This is a genomic window from Humibacillus xanthopallidus (assembly GCF_006716675.1).
Classification (GTDB): Bacteria; Actinomycetota; Actinomycetes; order Actinomycetales; family Dermatophilaceae; genus Humibacillus; species Humibacillus xanthopallidus_B.
Genome location: NZ_VFPM01000001.1, coordinates 211,556 through 227,239, shown reverse-complemented (window position 1 = coordinate 227,239; position 15,684 = coordinate 211,556). Strand labels below are relative to the sequence as shown.

The window sequence follows — 15,684 nt, the reverse complement described above, 5'->3', positions numbered from 1 at the left end:
ACCCCATGCCGACTCCCTCCGTCACGACGTGGACCCGTCTCGAGCCGCGCTGCCGCGTCGCCGACCTCTCGCCCGGCCTCGAGGCGCGCACGGCCGACCCGCTCTGGATGCTCGGCCGCCAGTGGCAGCTCGGAGAGCTGCGCGGTGACGACGCCGGGTCTCCCGTCCTCGCCCGGGTCAGGGCGCACGCCGACCTCCTGACGCGCTTCCGTCGTGCGGGTGCCGCCGCGACCGACCTTCCGGCGGGCCAGCCCCTCGAGACCTTCGTCGAGCGTGAGACCGAGGCCACGGTCGCCGACCTGCGCCTCGCGCTCGACCTGGGTCGGGAGGTCGTCGCGCGACTGCGTGCAGCGGGTCTCGGCGCGGCCGTGGGCCCGCTCGCGGCGGCCTACCGCCCACACGCTCGCCCCGGTGCCGTCGTCGACGACGGCACCGCCGCCCTGCTGCGTGCCACGGACGGGCGCATCCCCGACGGGATCGACCTGCGCACGGCGGTCCAGGCCGCGGAGGGCCTCCCCTCCGGTGTCGCGGTGCCCGTCGCCATCGCGGACCGCGTCTCGGATGCGCTCTCGGCCTGGGCCGGTGCGCAGCCCCTGCTGTCGGTCGGTGCGCCCGAGGAGGACGCGTGGCAGAGCTCGCGGCTCGAGTACTCCTTCGAGGTGGCCGCTGCCGGCCCGACGGGAGAGACCGTGCTGCGCGCCGAGGGCTACGACGGCAACCGGCTCGACTGGGCCGACCTCGACGTGGCTCCCGGCGCGAGTCTCGGCGCCACGGCGAGCGAGGCGACGACGGAGACGATCGTGCGCACCCTCCTGCCCGCCCCGGCCACCTTCGCCGGCATGCCGTCCGCGCGCTGGTGGGAGCTGGAGGACTCGCGGATCAGCTTCGGCCGCGTCAGCGCCGAGCGGCCGGACCTCGCGCGGATGCTGCTCGTCGAGTTCGCCTCGGTCTACGGCAACGACCACTTCGTCGTGCCGGTCGACGTCCCCGTCGGCAGCCTCGTGCGCGTCGACTCCGTCGTCGTCACCGACACGTTCGGCGAGCGCTTCCTCATCGAGCCCGCGGCCGCACCGGCGCGCTGGGGCCTCTATCGGCCGAGCCGGCCCGACGGCTCGTCCGAGCCGGTGCTCGTCGTGCTCCCGACCGTCGTCGACACCCTGCACTCACGCCCGGTCGAGGAGACCGTGCTGCTCCGCGACGAGATGGCCAACCTCGTGTGGGGCATCGAGTCGACCGTCGCCTCGGCCGCGGGTCGGCCCGTGGACCGGCTGTCGGAGGCGGCGCGTGCGGCGACGCCCTCGCAGCCCCCAGCGGGATCGTCCGAGCTCGTCTACCGGTTGCAGTCGGTCGTGCCGGAGCACTGGATCCCCTTCGTCCCCGTCGAGCAGGCGCCGGGTGTCATGCACCTGCGCAAGAGCCTCCAGCAGCGCCCCGGCCCGACGGGCCCGGAGGCCGTGCTGCCCCGCGGGCAGGTGCTCGCGCCGGAGGGCCTCGAGATCCCCGAGGAGGAGGTGCCCCGGGCGGGCGTGCGCGTGGTGCGGGAGTGGCAGTCCGCGCGCTGGGTCGACGGCTCGACGCACGTCTGGCTCGGCCGGGTCAAGCGCACCGGACGTGGCCCCGGGTCGAGCGGTCTCGTCCACGACGAGGCGGACGTGCGGCGGGCGCCCAGCAGCTGAGCGAGTCCCGGCGACACGGCATACCCCATGGGCGTATGCCGTGCCGCACGACCCGCAGGGCCATCTGGTCACTCAGGTGACTCGGGTCACTCGGGTCACTCGGGTCACGGAGTGAGTGCCGTGAGGTACGCGTGCTGGTACCGGAACTGGCGCATCGTCGCGTCCTGGTACTGGTCCGAGCCTGACTCGAAGACCACGTAGACCCAGTCGCTCACCGGTCCGGCGTCACCGCGCGGCACCCTGACGATGCCCTCGCTCATCGGAGGGATCTCGATGGACCGGCCGTAGACACCGGTGCTGACCTTCTTGAACTTCAGACGGCTGTAGCAGTCGCGGCCGTAGGAGGTGCTGAAGATGTAGTGACCGTCGGCGACGACGGCGCCTTGGACGCGCGTCGGGGTGCTGATCGCGACCGGCGTGCCCGTCGGCGCCTGCGTCGAGGTGAGGTCGTAGCGCCACATCGTCGACGTGCCCGTCAGGGCCGAGCTGAAGGAGCCGACGTAGAGGTTTCCCCCGGAGACGGTGTTGTAGGAGCTGGCCTTGACCGACCAGGCGCCGTTGGTCTTGAGCGCGGTGTTGTGCGGCGCCCGGTCGAGGGCCTCGAGCGAGAAGCGGAAGAGGTTCTTGCCGTTCGAGCTCGTCGACAGCAGGAGGCTGCCGCCCGCGACCGAGAGGCCACCCATGTGGCCCTCGATCTCCGCGCCGTCGCCGTACTGCACGAAGACCCGCTTGACGAGCGTGCCGCCGCGCGTCTTCACCGCGATCATGTTGCGGCCGGGAAACCACGTGTCGTCGCTGTAGGACGTGATGAGCCAGTCCTTCGCCTTCCAGTAGGCGAGGCCCTGGGCCACGTAGTCGGTGTTGGTGTAGGGGATCGTCGTCCCCGCATCGAAGTTGTCGGTGAACCAGCTCAGCCCCAGCCGCGATGGGCAGTCCACCGCCGAGGCGCTCGTCGCGGTGACGACCCCCATCGGAGCGATGAGCCCGACCACGGCGAGCAGCCGCACGAGCACAGCACGAATTCGCATACCCCTGTCCTTCCCCTGACCCGGCGGGGTCGGTCCCCGGCCGGCCTTCGCATCGTGCCCCGGGCGGACGAAAGGGACAAGGGGGAGAACTCCCCGGTGCAGGCGCCGACGGTGGGCACCGAGGAGGGCCCGTCCGTCCGGACGGGCCCTCCTCGTTCGCTCGTGGCTACCTCGTCGCCTACTCCGAGGGCTGCGGCGTCGAGCAGCCGACCTTCGGGTTGAGCCCGATGTAGTTGAGCGGGCCGGCGATGACGGTCAGCGCGGCGCTGCCGATCCGGCTGCAGCTGGGGTCGGCCGAGCCGAAGTAGCCCCGCTGGAAGGCAGCGAAGATGCCGATGAGGAGCCAGATGAGGATGACGATCGTGCTCGTGCGTGTGCGGTTGCGCGTGCGGACGCTCATGGTGTCCTTTCGAGACGGTGTGGAGGCGGTCAAAGCGGGGCAAACCTAGTGGTCGCCAGCGGACGGGACGGCACTGGCACTGCAACGATTTCGGCACCTCCACACACGCGCTCGGCATCGTGCGCACTCCTGCGACCCGGCCGTCGAGCGGCTCGACCACCTCGGCGACCGCACCCGCGAGCACCACGGCGCACGCGGCATACCGCGGCGCTGCCGTAGGCTGTCGCAACGTGGCTGTTGACTTCACGCAAGAGATCAAGGAACTGCGCGCGACGATGGACTCCGTGCGCGGGGTGACCGACCTCGACGTGCTCGCGAGGACGATCGACGACCTCGAGCAGCAGGCCTCCGCCCCCGACCTCTGGGACGACCCCGACAAGGCGCAGCAGGTCACGAGTGCCCTCAGCCGGGCGGGTTCCGAGCGCGACCGCGTCATCACGATGGACTCCCGCATCGACGACCTCGAGACCCTCGTCGAGATGGGCACCGAGGAGTCCGACCAGGCCACCCTCGAGGAGGCCGAGCGCGAGCTCGCCAAGCTCAAGAAGGACGTCGGCGAGCTCGAGGTGCGCACCCTGCTGTCGGGGGAGTACGACGAGCGCTCCGCCGTCGTCACCATCCGCGCCGGTGCCGGCGGCGTCGACGCCGCCGACTTCGCCGAGATGCTCATGCGGATGTACCTGCGCTGGGCCGAGCGCCACGAGTACCCGACCAAGGTCATGGACACCTCCTACGCCGAGGAGGCGGGCCTCAAGTCGGCGACCTTCGAGGTCAACGCGCCGTATGCGTTCGGGCACCTCTCCGTCGAGGGCGGCACCCACCGGCTCGTGCGCATCAGCCCGTTCGACAACCAGGGCCGGCGCCAGACGAGCTTCGCCGCTGTCGAGGTCATCCCGCTCATCGAGAGCGACGACTCGGTCGACATCCCCGAGAACGAGCTCAAGATCGACGTCTTCCGCTCGAGCGGTCCCGGCGGCCAGAGCGTCAACACGACCGACTCGGCCGTGCGCATGACGCACTTGCCGACCGGCATCGTCGTGTCGATGCAGAACGAGAAGAGCCAGATCCAGAACCGCGCCGCCGCCCTCCGCGTGCTCCAGTCGCGGCTGCTCCTCCAGCGCAAGGCGGAGGAGGCCGCGGTCAAGAAGGAGATGGCGGGCGACGTCAAGGCGAGCTGGGGCGACCAGATGCGCTCCTACGTCCTCAACCCGTACCAGATGGTCAAGGACCTGCGCACCGACTACGAGACCGGCAACCCGAGCGCGGTCTTCGACGGCGACATCGACGGCTTCATCGAGGCCGGCATCCGCTGGCAGATCGCCCAGAACCGCGCGGCGGACTGAGCAGTCAGCTCGCCCTCAGCCCCTCGAGGAATCCGCGCACGACCTGGGTGTAGGTCTCACGGTCGGCGTTCCACGCCTCCGCGTGCTGCGCCGTCGGGAAGACCTGCAGCGTCACGAGGTCCGGCTGTGCGCTCTTGAGGTCGGTCGCGATCGACAGCGGCACCTTCGGATCCTCGGCGCCCTGCAGCACGAGCGTCGGTGCACGCACCCACGACGTGTCGTCGAGGTAGTCGGTCCCCGCCCAGTCGACGCCGTAGCGCCACGTCGCGATCTGCTCAGCGATCTTGATGACGGGGGTCGGCACGGCGAGACCGCCGGGCAGGGCGGCCCGCGCGTTGTACGTCACGACGTCGTCGAGCGAGAGCATCGGCGCGTCGAGCACGACGCCCGTGATGTCCTGCTTCTGGCTGGAGTTCTCGAGGAACGCCGCGACGATCGCCCCACCCATCGACTGGCCGACGAGCACGATCCGGGTGGCCCCGTTGTCCTTGGCCCACGTGACCGCGGCGTCGAGATCACGCCACTCCGTCTGGCCGTACTGCAGCCGCCCTGACGGATCGGCGGGCGAGCCGACGTCGTTGCGATAGCTGATGACGAGCGAGGCGACGCCGGCCCGTCGGGCCACGTCGACGAAGCGCAGGCCGTCGAGGCGGGTGCCGTTCTGCCCGTGCACGAAGATCGCGACCGTCGAGTTGTCACCGGTCGGCGACGCGAAGAACCATGCCGGGTTGCCGCCGATGACGACGCCGTATGCCGTCCGCACCGTCGGGCTCGTGGCCTCGGCCGTCCACGTGGTCGGGATCCCGAACCAGTACGCGCGGTCCACCGCCGCCATGGCTCCCACGGTGGGAGCGGTGCCGCTCTCGATCGCGAGGGGCCGGGTCACGGTGCCGTCGGAGTTCACGGTCGGCATGCCGATGTGCCCGTTGCCACCGGCCCAGGCGAGGCCGTAGATCGCAGGTGCGTCGAAGTTCTCGGCGACGTCGGGGCCCTTGGCCAGGGTGACGGTCGTCGGCGTCACCGCAGTGACCTGCACGTCGTCGTAGACCGGCTCGTAGGCCGCCGGGGTGGAGGCGAGCGCCCCCGACTCGATGCGACCCGAGAAGTACCACGCGAACCCGCCGAAGAGGGCGAGCGCCACGACGAGGACGCCCGCGACCCACCGCCAGACGTGGTGACGGCGCTTGGCCGGCGCTGGCTGCGAGGGCTTCGCCGCGGGTTGGAGGGACTGGGTCGGCATGGTTGCCATGCCGCTCACCTTCTCAGGCCGATGGTGACGTCCGCCGGACGTGGGCCACCGAGAGCCAGTGGCTCCACTTCCATCGTCTCGCCGGGTCGGGGGTGTGGGGCGAAAGTGACTGGGATCTCACAGGGTTGTCAGACGGGCGCGTGGGTCGGGCGGCAGACCTCTCACGCCACGCCCGACACTTCGGTAACGCCGGTTTGCGCCGTTGTCGCCGTAGCCTCGTAGGCGCAAGACCGAGCCGAGCGAGGCCGAGCCCCCTCATGAGCGCGGCCGTGGAAGTGACCGACTGATGATCCGCTTCGAGAACGTCACCAAGACCTACCCCAAGTCCACCCGGCCCGCCGTCGACGGGATCTCCCTCGAGATCGGGCGTGGCGAGTTCGTCTTCGTCGTCGGCACGTCCGGCTCCGGCAAGTCGACGATGCTCCAGCTCATCATGAAGGAGCAGGACGCGACGGGCGGTCGCCTCTCCGTGGCCGGCCGCGAGCTCGACCGGCTGCCCGACCGCAAGGTCCCGTCGCTGCGTCGCCAGATCGGCTGCGTCTTCCAGGACTTCCGCCTGCTGCCCAACAAGACGGTGCACCAGAACGTCGCCTACGCCCTTCAGGTGCTCGGCGCCCCCCGTTCCCGGATCCGCTCGACGGTGCCGGAGGTGCTCGATCTCGTGGGTCTCGCGGGTATGGAGAAGCGCTTCCCGCACCAGCTCTCGGGTGGCGAGCAGCAGCGTGTCGCGATCGCCCGTGCGTTCGTCAACCGGCCGCCGATCCTGCTCGCCGACGAGCCCACGGGCAACCTCGACCCCGGCATCAGCCTCGAGATCGTCCAGCTGCTCGACCGCATCAACCGCACGGGCACGACCGTCGTCATGGCGACCCACGACTTCGCGACCGTCGACGCGATGCGCAAGCGCGTCATCCGGCTCGACAACGGCGTTCTCGTCGGCGACGTCGAGGCGGGTGAGTACACGACGGGCAGCATCCCGCGCATCGAGCTCGACGACCGGCCCATCCCGACCCGGGCCCCCGAGCCTGCCGTCGCCGACGGCTACGACGACGGTGCGCCCACGGGCGCGGGGTCCGCAGCGGAGGCCGACCCCGCGGCACACGTCGATGACGAGGCTCCCGACGGCGAGCGGCAGGCCGCCGCCCAGGGCAGCGGACGCTGAGCAGGAGACGAGATGCGCATCCAGTTCCTCCTCGGCGAGATCGGCAACGGTCTGCGCCGCAACCTCTCGATGGCCCTCTCGGTCGTCATCGTCACGATGATCTCGATGTACCTGCTCGGCCTCGGTCTCATGGGCCAGCGGCAGGTCGACACGATGAAGGACTACTGGTACGACCGCGTCCAGGTGACCGTGCTGCTCTGCGCCGAGAAGACGCGCTTCACCAACTGCGCCGGCGAGCCGACGACCGATGCCCAGCGCACGGCGATCCGCGCCGAGCTCGACGCCCTCAAGCCCACGGTCTCGCAGGTCTTCTACGAGTCGCGCGACGAGGCCTTCGACCGCTTCAAGCAGACGTACCAGAACTCCCCGCTCGCCCGGGCGGGTGAGTCGTACTTCGCCGACTCCTACCGGGTCAACCTCAGCGACCCGAGCAAGTTCGACGTCGTCGCGAGCTCCATCAAGGGCATGCCCGGGGTCGCCGACGTGCAGGACCAGAAGAAGCTCCTCGAGAAGTTCTTCACCTTCATGAACACCGTCTCGTGGGCCGCCATCGCGCTGTCCTCGCTCATGGTGCTCGCCGCCGTCATGCTCATCTCGACGACCATCCGTCAGACGGCCTTCAGCAGGCGACGCGAGACCGGGATCATGCGGCTCGTCGGAGCCTCGAACTTCACCATCCGCTTCCCGTTCGTCATGGAGACGGTCATCGCGAGCGTCCTCGGCGCGGCGCTGGCGATGGGGATGCTCTGGGCGACGGTGCGCTACGGCGTCGTCGGCTTCCTCTCCGAGACCCTCACCGACACGGCCTTCATCGGGGTGGCCGACGTCCTCTACGTCGCGCCGTTCATCATCGGCGGCGTCGTCGTGCTCTCCTCCGTCACCTCGTGGGTCACCCTGAGGCGCTACCTGCGCGTCTGACGAGAGGCCACGAAGCGGTCCGAACGGGGGCGAATGAGGTCAAGGCCCTCCCCAACAGGCGGGTCCTGTGGTACCAATGAAGCCTATGTGGCACAAGAGACAGAAGCGAGAGGTGTCGGCAGCAACCACGCTGACGGCCGCCGGTCTCGTCGTCGCGTGCTCGATCTCGCTCGGCTCCGCCCTCGTGGCGCGCGCCGACTCGATCTCGGACCAGAAGAAGAAGAACGACCAGCGCATCGCTGCCCTCGGCCAGCAGCTCGAGGGCACGAACACCAAGCTGGCCACCGCCTACGTCAACCTCCAGCGGACCAACGCGGCTCTGCCCATCGCGCAGCAGCGGGTCGCCTCGGCCCAGGCCGCGCAGCGCCAGGCCGAGGCAGCGCAGGCCGCGGCCGAGGCCACGGAGCGCCGGGCCATCGCCGCCGAGGCCCGCGCCCGCGCCCACAACGAGCAGGTCGCCCAGAAGCTCGCCGTCGCCCAGGCGAACGAGCAGCGGGCCAAGGAGAAGCTCGCGAAGAGCGCCACCGAGCTCGTGTCGAGCCAGGACGCGCTCGACTCCTACGCAGCAGAGGTCTTCCAGGGGGCGGGGCAGGAGTCGCAGCTCGGCCTCGTCTTCGGCTCGACGTCACCCGAGGACTTCGCCAACCGGCTCGTCATGGCCGACACGGCGAGCACGGTTGCGAGCGACACCATCGACAAGCTCGCCGCGATGACGGCCGACAACACCTCGACCCGCTCCTACCTCACCTCGGTGCGTGGCGAGATCGCCGAGCTGAAGCGCCAGGCGGAGGCCGCCCTCGCCGCCGCCGAGTCCGCCGCCGCAGCCGCGACCCAGGCGAAGAACCAGGCCGTCGTCGCCAAGAACAACGCCGTGACGGCCGCCGCCAACGCGGCAGCGGCCAAGACCGAGCTCGACACCCTCAAGGGTCAGCAGGTCGCCTATGCCGCCGACCTCAACGAGCAGAAGCAGAACGAGGCCGCCGACCTCGCCTCGGCCCGCGCCGAGTCGGCGCGGCTCCAGGCGATCCTCGTCGAGCGGGCCCGCCTCGCCCGCATCGCCGAGCAGAAGCGCATCGCCGCCCTCAAGGCCAAGCTCGAGCGCGAGCGCCAGGCCCAGATCCGGGCCGAGCGGGCCAAGGCGGCCGCCGCGGCCAAGGCGGGCAGGAAGTACACCCCGAGGACCCCGCCCCCCGTGACGGTGCCCACCAACACCACACCCTCGAACTACCTGTCGTACCCCGCCGTCGGGCCGACGACCTCTGGCTTCGGCATGCGGTGGCACCCCGTGCTGCACAAGTGGATGCTGCACGACGGCCTCGACTGGGGCATCCCCTGCGGCACCCCGGTGTATGCCGCCGCGCCGGGTGACATCATCCGTGCGGGCTGGCGCGCCAGCGGGTGGGGCAACCAGGTCGTCATCGACCACGGCATCCACCGCGGCGTCGACCTCGTGACGACCTACAACCACCTCACGTCCATCGTGAAGTTCAGCGGGAGCGTCAACCGCGGCCAGCTCATCGGCTACTCCGGGACGACGGGCTACTCGACGGGCTGCCACCTGCACTTCGGCGTCTACGAGGACGGCACGCCCGTCAACCCGCGCTCGTGGCTGTGAGGCCCGCGGTGCCCAGACGGGCGCCGCGGCCCTCGCGCTCGGCCTTGGCGACCCGACTGCCACAGCTGGTGACGCGTCCCACCTACCCCGCCCCACGGCATACGGGAGAAACCGAGTCGGGGAGCGCAGCCCCTCTCGGGTAGCGTGGGGACGCTGCGAGAGCCGTGGCACGAGCAGGAGGGAACGGTCCGGTGCCGAAGGAGAAGGGGCGCTCGCTCATCGCGAGCAACCGCAAGGCGCGTCACGACTACCTCATCGAGGACACCTTCGAGGCAGGCATCGTGCTCTCCGGCACCGAGGTCAAGGCCCTGCGCATGGGTCGGGCCTCGCTCGTCGACGGCTTCGCGATGTTCACCGGTGACGAGCTCTATCTCGAGAACGTCCACATCCCCGAGTACCTCAACGGCACGTGGAACAACCACGCCCCGCGCCGCAAGCGCAAGTTGCTCCTGCACCGCGCCGAGCTCGAGAAGATCGCCCACAAGACGCGCGAGAGCGGGCGCACCATCGTGCCGCTCGCGCTCTACTTCAAGGACGGCCGCGCCAAGGTCGAGATCGCGATCGCGACCGGCAAGAAGGAGTACGACAAGCGGCACGCCCTGCGCGAGCGGCAGGACAACCGCGAGGCCCAGCGCGCGATGAGCGCCGCGAACCGCCGCCGCTGAACGCCGCCGCTGAACGCCGCAGCGGAACGCCGCAGCGGAACGACGCCGCAGAACGACGAGGGCCGTCAGGAACGGGACCTGCGACATGTCCGGAACCGCTGGGTCGTGGCCACCGTCGAGTGTCAGGATGCAGGGACCAAGGACGTGGAGGCAGCGATGACCGGATCGAGGGCGGCCCACCGCCGAGGCGTGGCAGCGACGGGGGGCTCGCGTCGGCCCCGCGCGACGGGACGCGGTGGAGTGCTCGCCCTGCTCTTCGCGGCAGCCGTGCTCCTGCTCCTGCCGTCGACCGCCGTCGCGGCGTCGAGCGCGACCGGTGAGGGGATGCAGTCGTTCAAGGCCGTCTACGACGTGCAGACTGACGGCAGCATGCGCGTCACCGAGACGATCACCTGGCGCTTCCCGCCGGGGCAGGAGCGGCACGGCATCTTCCGCAACATCATCGTGCGGATGGGCTGGAACGACGAGCCCGGCCGCTACCGCTACTTCGACCTCACCGACGTCGAGGTGTCGAGCCCCTCGGGCGCGCCCGACGAGTTCCGGGTGAGCGACAACGGGGCCGCGCAGGAGATCCGCATCGGCTCGCCGACCGAGTACACGAGCGGCACACAGGTCTACGTCGTGGCCTACACGCTGCACGACGTGCTCAACCCGATCACGGCCGACGGCAAGCCGGCGACGAGCAGTGACCAGGCGAGCACCGTCGAGCTGTACTACAACGTCTTCGGCACGAACGAGACGACGGCCCGCGATGCGGTGCAGATCGAGGTCAAGGCGCCGGACGCGTCGACGAAGGTCGCCTGCTTCCAGGGCCCCCAGGGCTCCACGACCGCCTGCGCCGCTCGAGCGGGCGAGCCCTCGACCTTCGCTGCGGCCAACCTCGTGAGCGGCGACGCCATGTCCATCCTCGCCTCCTACCCGGCCGCGGCGTTCGACTCGGTGCAGCCCGTCGTGCTCGAGGGCGACAGCGCGAGCTCCGTCGGCTCGGCGGCTGCGCCCGCCCTCAACGCGGCCGCCTGGGTCGCCGGCATCGGAGCGCCCGTCCTCGCCCTCGCGGTCATGGGCACCCTCGTGTGGACCCGCGGCCGTGACGAGCGGTATGCCGACCTCACCCCCGGTCTCTCACCGTCCTCCGGCTCCGGGGCCAGTGGAGACGGCACCCCCACCGCTGTCGGTGCGCCCACGGTGAGGGGTGGCCACACGACGGTGGCCGTGCAGTTCCAGCCGCCGGCTGGAGTCCAGCCCGGCATGGTCGGCACGATCATCGACGAGACGGCCAACCCGATCGACGTCTCGGCGACGATCATCGACCTCGCCGTGCGGGGCTACCTCACCATCGAGGAGAACGCCGGGAGCGGGTTCTTCAGCCGCACCGACTGGACGCTGACGCGTCAGCCCGGGCCGAGCGACGACCGGCTCCTGCCCTACGAGCGCAAGCTGCTCGACGGCGTCTTCGGCAGCCGCGGCGACGTCGTCGTCCTCTCCGAGCTGAAGAACACCTTCGCGAGCACCCTCAAGGCCATCCAGGCCGAGATGTACCGCGAGGTCGTGCGCCGGCACTGGTTCCGCACCTCCCCCGAGGCCCAGCGCGGTGTCTGGCAGGGCTTCGGCATGCTGCTCGTCGTCGGCGGCTTCCTCCTGCTCTTCTTCGGGCAGGGCGCGCTGCAGGCGATCGTCGGCACCGGCTTCACCGGCGGGTTCGCGCTCGCTGCGGGCCTCATCGTCTCGGGCGGCATCGTCACGCTGCTCGGCCGCCGCATGGCCGCCAAGACCGCGGAGGGCTCGGCCGTGCTCGCCCAGTCGCTCGGCTTCAAGGAGTACCTCGTCACCGCCGAGGCCGGTCAGATCGAGTTCGAGGAGGCGAGCAACGTCTTCAGCCGCTACCTGCCGTATGCCGTCGTCTTCGGTGTCGCGGACCGGTGGGCCTCGACGTTCGCGAAGGTTGCCCAGGCCGCCGAGGCGGCGGGGCAGCCGCTCGTCATGCCGTCGTGGTACCTGTGGAGCGGCGCGACGATGCCCGACTTCACGAGCATCGCGAACGGCGTCGACTCGTTCTCGACGACCTCGACGGGCACTTTCACCTCGACGCCCGGCTCGAGCGGCTCGTCCGGCTTCTCGGGTGGGGGCGGCTTCAGCGGTGGCGGTGGCGGCGGCTCCTCGTCCGGCTCCTGGTAGGCCGGCGAGCCACCCGCAGGCCACCCGGATCCGCAAGCGCTGGCCCCCGACTCCGTTGCTGGGGGCCTGCGATCAGGCGGTGATGACGACGAGGAGGTCGCCGCCCTCGACCTGCTGGTGGGCCCCGATGGCGACGCGCGACACCGTGCCGCCCGTGGTCGAGGTGATGTTGGCCTCCATCTTCATCGCCTCGATCGTTGCGACGACGCCACCCGGCTCGACGGTGTCGCCCTCTGCCACGTTGAGCGTGACGACGCCGGCGAAGGGCGCGGCCACCTGACCCGCCGCGCCGGGGTCGGCCTTCTCGGCGGACTTCACGTCGGCCTCGACCCCGCGGTCGCGCACCTGGATCGGACGGAACTGCCCGTTGAGCGTGCACATGACCGTGCGCATGCCCTTGGGGTCTGCGTCGCCGACCGACTGCACGCCGATGAGCAGGCGCTTGCCCTGCTCGATCTCGACCTCGTACTCCGCGCCCGGCTCGAGACCGTGGAGGAACTCGACCGTGCCGAGCACCGAGAGGTCGCCGTAGGACTCGCGCGAGCTCTCGAACTCCTTCGTCGGGCCGGGGAAGAGCAGCTCGTTGAGGGTCCGGCGAGGCGCGCTCGCGAGCGACTCCTCCTGCTCGGGGGTGAGCTCGGTGAGGCGGGGCTTGGCCTGACGGCCGGCGAGGGCCTTGGTGCGGAAGGGCTCCGGCCAGCCGCCGGGTGGGTCGCCGAGCTCGCCGTTGAGGAAGCCGATGACGGAGTCGGGGATGTCGAAGCGCTGCGGGTCGTCCTCGAAGTCCTTCGGATCGGCGCCCGCACCGACGAGGGCGAGGGCGAGGTCGCCGACGACCTTGGAGCTCGGCGTCACCTTGACGATGTTGCCGAGGATCCGGTTGGCCGCGGCATACATGTCCTCGATGGCCTCGAAGCGGTCGCCCAGGCCCAGCGCGATGGCCTGCTGGCGCAGGTTGCTCAGCTGGCCACCGGGGATCTCGTGGAAGTAGACCCGGCCGGTGGGGGAGTCGAGGCCCGACTCGAAGGGCCGGTAGAGGTGGCGCACCGACTCCCAGTAGGGCTCGAGCGCGAAGACGTTCTCGATGTCGAGGCCGGTCGGGCGGGCGGTGTCGTCGGTGGCGGCGACGAGGGCCGAGAGCGAGGGCTGGCTCGTCGTGCCGGCCATCGTGGCGGTCGCGGCGTCGACGGCATCGACGCCGGCGTCGATCGCCGCGAGCAGCGTCGCGATCTGGCCGCCCGCGGTGTCGTGGGTGTGCAGGTGGACCGGCAGGTCGAAGCGCTCGCGCAGGGCCCGCACGAGGGTCGCGGCCGCGGGGGCGCGCAGCAGACCGGCCATGTCCTTGATCGCGAGCACGTGGGCGCCGGTGTCGACGATCTGCTCGGCGAGACGGAGGTAGTAGTCGAGCGTGTAGAGCTTCTCACCGGGCGAGAGCAGGTTGCCGGTGTAGCAGAGCGCGACCTCGGCCACCGTCGTGTTCGTCTCGAGGACCGCCTCGACGGCCGGACGCATCTGGGACACGTCGTTGAGCGAGTCGAAGATGCGGAAGATGTCGAGGCCCGTGCGGGCCGCCTCGCGCACGAACGCGTCGGTGACGGCCGTCGGGTACGGCGTGTAGCCGACCGTGTTGCGGCCGCGGAGCAGCATCTGCAGCGGGATGTTGGGCATCGCCTCGCGCAGGGCGGCGAGCCGCTCCCACGGGTCCTCCGCGAGGAAGCGCAGGGCGACGTCGTAGGTCGCACCTCCCCAGGCCTCCATCGAGAGAAGCTGCGGCGTGAGGTACGAGACGTGCTGCGCCACGTGCAGCAGGTCGCGCGTGCGCATCCGGGTCGCGAGGAGCGACTGGTGGGCGTCGCGGAAGGTCGTGTCGGTGACCGCGACGTCGTTGGCCTCACGCAACGCACGGGCGAAGGCGGCCGGACCCTGGGCGAGGAGCCGGTCACGGGCGCCCTCGGGCACCGGACCGTCGGGCAGCTGGGGCAGCTTGCTGCGCGGCCGGATTCGCGTCGTGACAGGCCCGTTGGGCTGGTTGACGGTGACGTCGGCGAGGTAGGTGAGCAGCTTGGTCGCGCGGTCGGCGCTCACCCGCGAGGCGAGCAGCTGCGGCCGCTCGTCGATGAACGAGGTCGTGGCAAGACCCTGCTGGAAGACCGGGTCTGCCAGGACGGCCTCGAGGAAGGAGATGTTGGTCGAGACGCCGCGGATGCGGAACTCGGCGAGGGCTCGTCGGGCCCGGCGCACGGCGATCGGGAAGGTGCGACCCCGGCAGGTGAGCTTGACGAGCATCGAGTCGAAGTGGGCGCTCACCTCCGCGCCGACGAAGACGGTGCCACCGTCGAGCCGCACCCCGCCGCCGCCGGCGGAGCGGTAGACGGTGATCGTGCCGGCGTCGGGCCGGAAGCCGTTGGCCGGGTCCTCCGTCGTGATGCGGCACTGCATCGCGAAGCCCTTGGTCGCGATGTCATCCTGGCGCAGGCCCATCGACTCGAAGGTCTCGCCTGACGCGATCTGCATCTGCATGACGACGAGGTCGAGGTCGGTCACCTCCTCGGTGACCGTGTGCTCGACCTGGATGCGGGGGTTCATCTCGATGAACACGTAGCGCCCGTCCTCGCCGAGGAGGAACTCGACCGTGCCGGCGTTGACGTAGCCGATCGAGCGTGCGAACGCGACGGCGTCGGCGCACATGCCGGCCCGGGTGTCGGCGTCGAGGTTGGGGGCCGGCGCGATCTCGACGACCTTCTGGTGACGCCGCTGGAGGGAGCAGTCGCGCTCGTAGAGGTGGACGACCTCACCCGTGCTGTCGGCGAGCACCTGCACCTCGATGTGGCGCGGGTTGACCACGGCCTCCTCGAGGTAGAGGGTCGGGTCCCCGAAGGCCGACTCGGCCTCGCGCTGTGCCGCCTCGAGCGCGTCTCGCAGCCCCTGCTGGGACTCGACGCGACGCATACCGCGACCGCCGCCGCCGGAGACGGCCTTGACGAAGACGGGAAAGCCGATCTCGGCAGCGGCGACCTCGAGGGCGTCGAGGTCGGTGCCGGGCTCGGAGCCTCGCAGCGTCGGCAGGCCCGCGGCGCGGGCGGCCGCGATGGCGCGCGCCTTGTTGCCGGTGAGGTGCAGCACCGACGCCGGCGGCCCGATGAAGGTGATGCCGGCCGCGTCGCAGGCCTCCGCGAGGAGCGGGTTCTCCGAGAGGAAGCCGTAGCCGGGATAGATCGCGTCGGCGCCGGCCTCGACGGCCTGGGCGACGATCGCCTCGTGGTCGAGGTAGGCGCGGACCGGGTGGCCCTCCTCGCCGATCTGGTAGGCCTCGTCGGCCTTGAGCCGGTGCTCGCTCTTGCGGTCCTCGTAGGGGAAGACGGCGACGGTGCGCGCCCCCAGCTCGGTCGCGGCCCGGAAGGCTCGGACGGCGATCTCGCCTCGGTTGGCGACGAGCACCTTGCGGAACATCGG

The 15,684-nt window shown here is 70.8% G+C and carries 11 protein-coding genes; 7 read left to right on the top strand and 4 right to left on the bottom strand.

The window, feature by feature from the left end; all coding sequences use genetic code 11:
* Positions 1 to 5 precede the first annotated feature (5 nt).
* Positions 6 to 1,676 (top strand): hypothetical protein, encoded by a 1,671-nt coding sequence (locus FBY41_RS23240; protein WP_185748830.1) that lies wholly within the window; start codon positions 6 to 8, stop codon positions 1,674 to 1,676.
* 104 nt (positions 1,677 to 1,780) lie between these two features.
* Here the strand turns inward: FBY41_RS23240 and FBY41_RS00985 are convergent, their stop codons facing one another.
* Both FBY41_RS00985 and FBY41_RS00980 read right to left on the bottom strand, forming a co-directional pair.
* Positions 1,781 to 2,704, bottom strand: a complete 924-nt coding sequence (locus FBY41_RS00985; protein ID WP_141841569.1) for a hypothetical protein — start codon at positions 2,702 to 2,704, stop codon at positions 1,781 to 1,783.
* A gap of 178 nt (positions 2,705 to 2,882) precedes the next feature.
* Positions 2,883 to 3,104, bottom strand: coding sequence for a hypothetical protein (locus tag FBY41_RS00980; protein WP_141841568.1), 222 nt, complete (start codon positions 3,102 to 3,104; stop codon positions 2,883 to 2,885).
* Between the two features lie 230 nt (positions 3,105 to 3,334).
* On the opposite strand from FBY41_RS00980, the gene prfB reads away from it, so the two are divergent.
* The gene (gene prfB, locus FBY41_RS00975) at positions 3,335 to 4,447 is read left to right on the top strand and encodes a peptide chain release factor 2 (protein WP_141841567.1); all 1,113 of its coding nucleotides are present in this window, start codon (positions 3,335 to 3,337) and stop codon (positions 4,445 to 4,447) included.
* A 4-nt stretch (positions 4,448 to 4,451) separates the two neighbouring features.
* Here prfB and FBY41_RS00970 read toward each other — a convergent pair whose 3' ends face one another.
* A complete protein-coding gene (locus tag FBY41_RS00970; protein WP_141841566.1) occupies positions 4,452 to 5,696 on the bottom strand; it encodes an alpha/beta hydrolase in 1,245 nt (414 codons plus the stop codon).
* Between the two features lie 286 nt (positions 5,697 to 5,982).
* Between FBY41_RS00970 and ftsE the strand changes: the two genes are divergently transcribed.
* The 5 genes from ftsE to FBY41_RS00945 all read left to right on the top strand — a co-directional run bounded on the left by ftsE (position 5,983) and on the right by FBY41_RS00945 (position 12,231).
* A complete protein-coding gene (gene ftsE / locus FBY41_RS00965) occupies positions 5,983 to 6,858 on the top strand; it encodes a cell division ATP-binding protein FtsE (RefSeq protein WP_141841565.1) in 876 nt (291 codons plus the stop codon).
* A gap of 12 nt (positions 6,859 to 6,870) precedes the next feature.
* Positions 6,871 to 7,776 (top strand): permease-like cell division protein FtsX, encoded by a 906-nt coding sequence (gene ftsX / locus FBY41_RS00960; RefSeq protein WP_141841564.1) that lies wholly within the window; start codon positions 6,871 to 6,873, stop codon positions 7,774 to 7,776.
* Between the two features lie 112 nt (positions 7,777 to 7,888).
* Positions 7,889 to 9,391 (top strand): M23 family metallopeptidase, encoded by a 1,503-nt coding sequence (locus tag FBY41_RS00955; RefSeq protein ID WP_260439485.1) that lies wholly within the window; start codon positions 7,889 to 7,891, stop codon positions 9,389 to 9,391.
* A gap of 191 nt (positions 9,392 to 9,582) precedes the next feature.
* Complete coding sequence (gene smpB / locus FBY41_RS00950) at positions 9,583 to 10,056, top strand: SsrA-binding protein SmpB (RefSeq protein WP_141841562.1); 474 nt, start codon at positions 9,583 to 9,585, stop codon at positions 10,054 to 10,056.
* A 156-nt stretch (positions 10,057 to 10,212) separates the two neighbouring features.
* Positions 10,213 to 12,231, top strand: coding sequence for a DUF2207 domain-containing protein (locus FBY41_RS00945; RefSeq protein WP_141841561.1), 2,019 nt, complete (start codon positions 10,213 to 10,215; stop codon positions 12,229 to 12,231).
* Between the two features lie 72 nt (positions 12,232 to 12,303).
* On the opposite strand, the gene FBY41_RS00940 is transcribed toward FBY41_RS00945, so the two are convergent.
* Positions 12,304 to 15,681 (bottom strand): pyruvate carboxylase, encoded by a 3,378-nt coding sequence (locus tag FBY41_RS00940; RefSeq protein WP_141841560.1) that lies wholly within the window; start codon positions 15,679 to 15,681, stop codon positions 12,304 to 12,306.
* Between the last annotated feature and the right edge of the window lie 3 nt (positions 15,682 to 15,684).

Coding starts and splice junctions, on each gene's coding strand:
- FBY41_RS00970 (WP_141841566.1), bottom strand. CDS start 5,696: ATGGCAACCATGCCGACCCAGTCCCTCCAACCCGCGGCGAAGCCCTCG.
- FBY41_RS00940 (WP_141841560.1), bottom strand. CDS start 15,681: ATGTTCCGCAAGGTGCTCGTCGCCAACCGAGGCGAGATCGCCGTCCGA.
- FBY41_RS23240 (WP_185748830.1), top strand. CDS start 6: ATGCCGACTCCCTCCGTCACGACGTGGACCCGTCTCGAGCCGCGCTGC.
- FBY41_RS00945 (WP_141841561.1), top strand. CDS start 10,213: ATGACCGGATCGAGGGCGGCCCACCGCCGAGGCGTGGCAGCGACGGGG.
- ftsX (WP_141841564.1), top strand. CDS start 6,871: ATGCGCATCCAGTTCCTCCTCGGCGAGATCGGCAACGGTCTGCGCCGC.
- ftsE (WP_141841565.1), top strand. CDS start 5,983: ATGATCCGCTTCGAGAACGTCACCAAGACCTACCCCAAGTCCACCCGG.
- FBY41_RS00980 (WP_141841568.1), bottom strand. CDS start 3,104: ATGAGCGTCCGCACGCGCAACCGCACACGCACGAGCACGATCGTCATC.
- FBY41_RS00985 (WP_141841569.1), bottom strand. CDS start 2,704: ATGCGAATTCGTGCTGTGCTCGTGCGGCTGCTCGCCGTGGTCGGGCTC.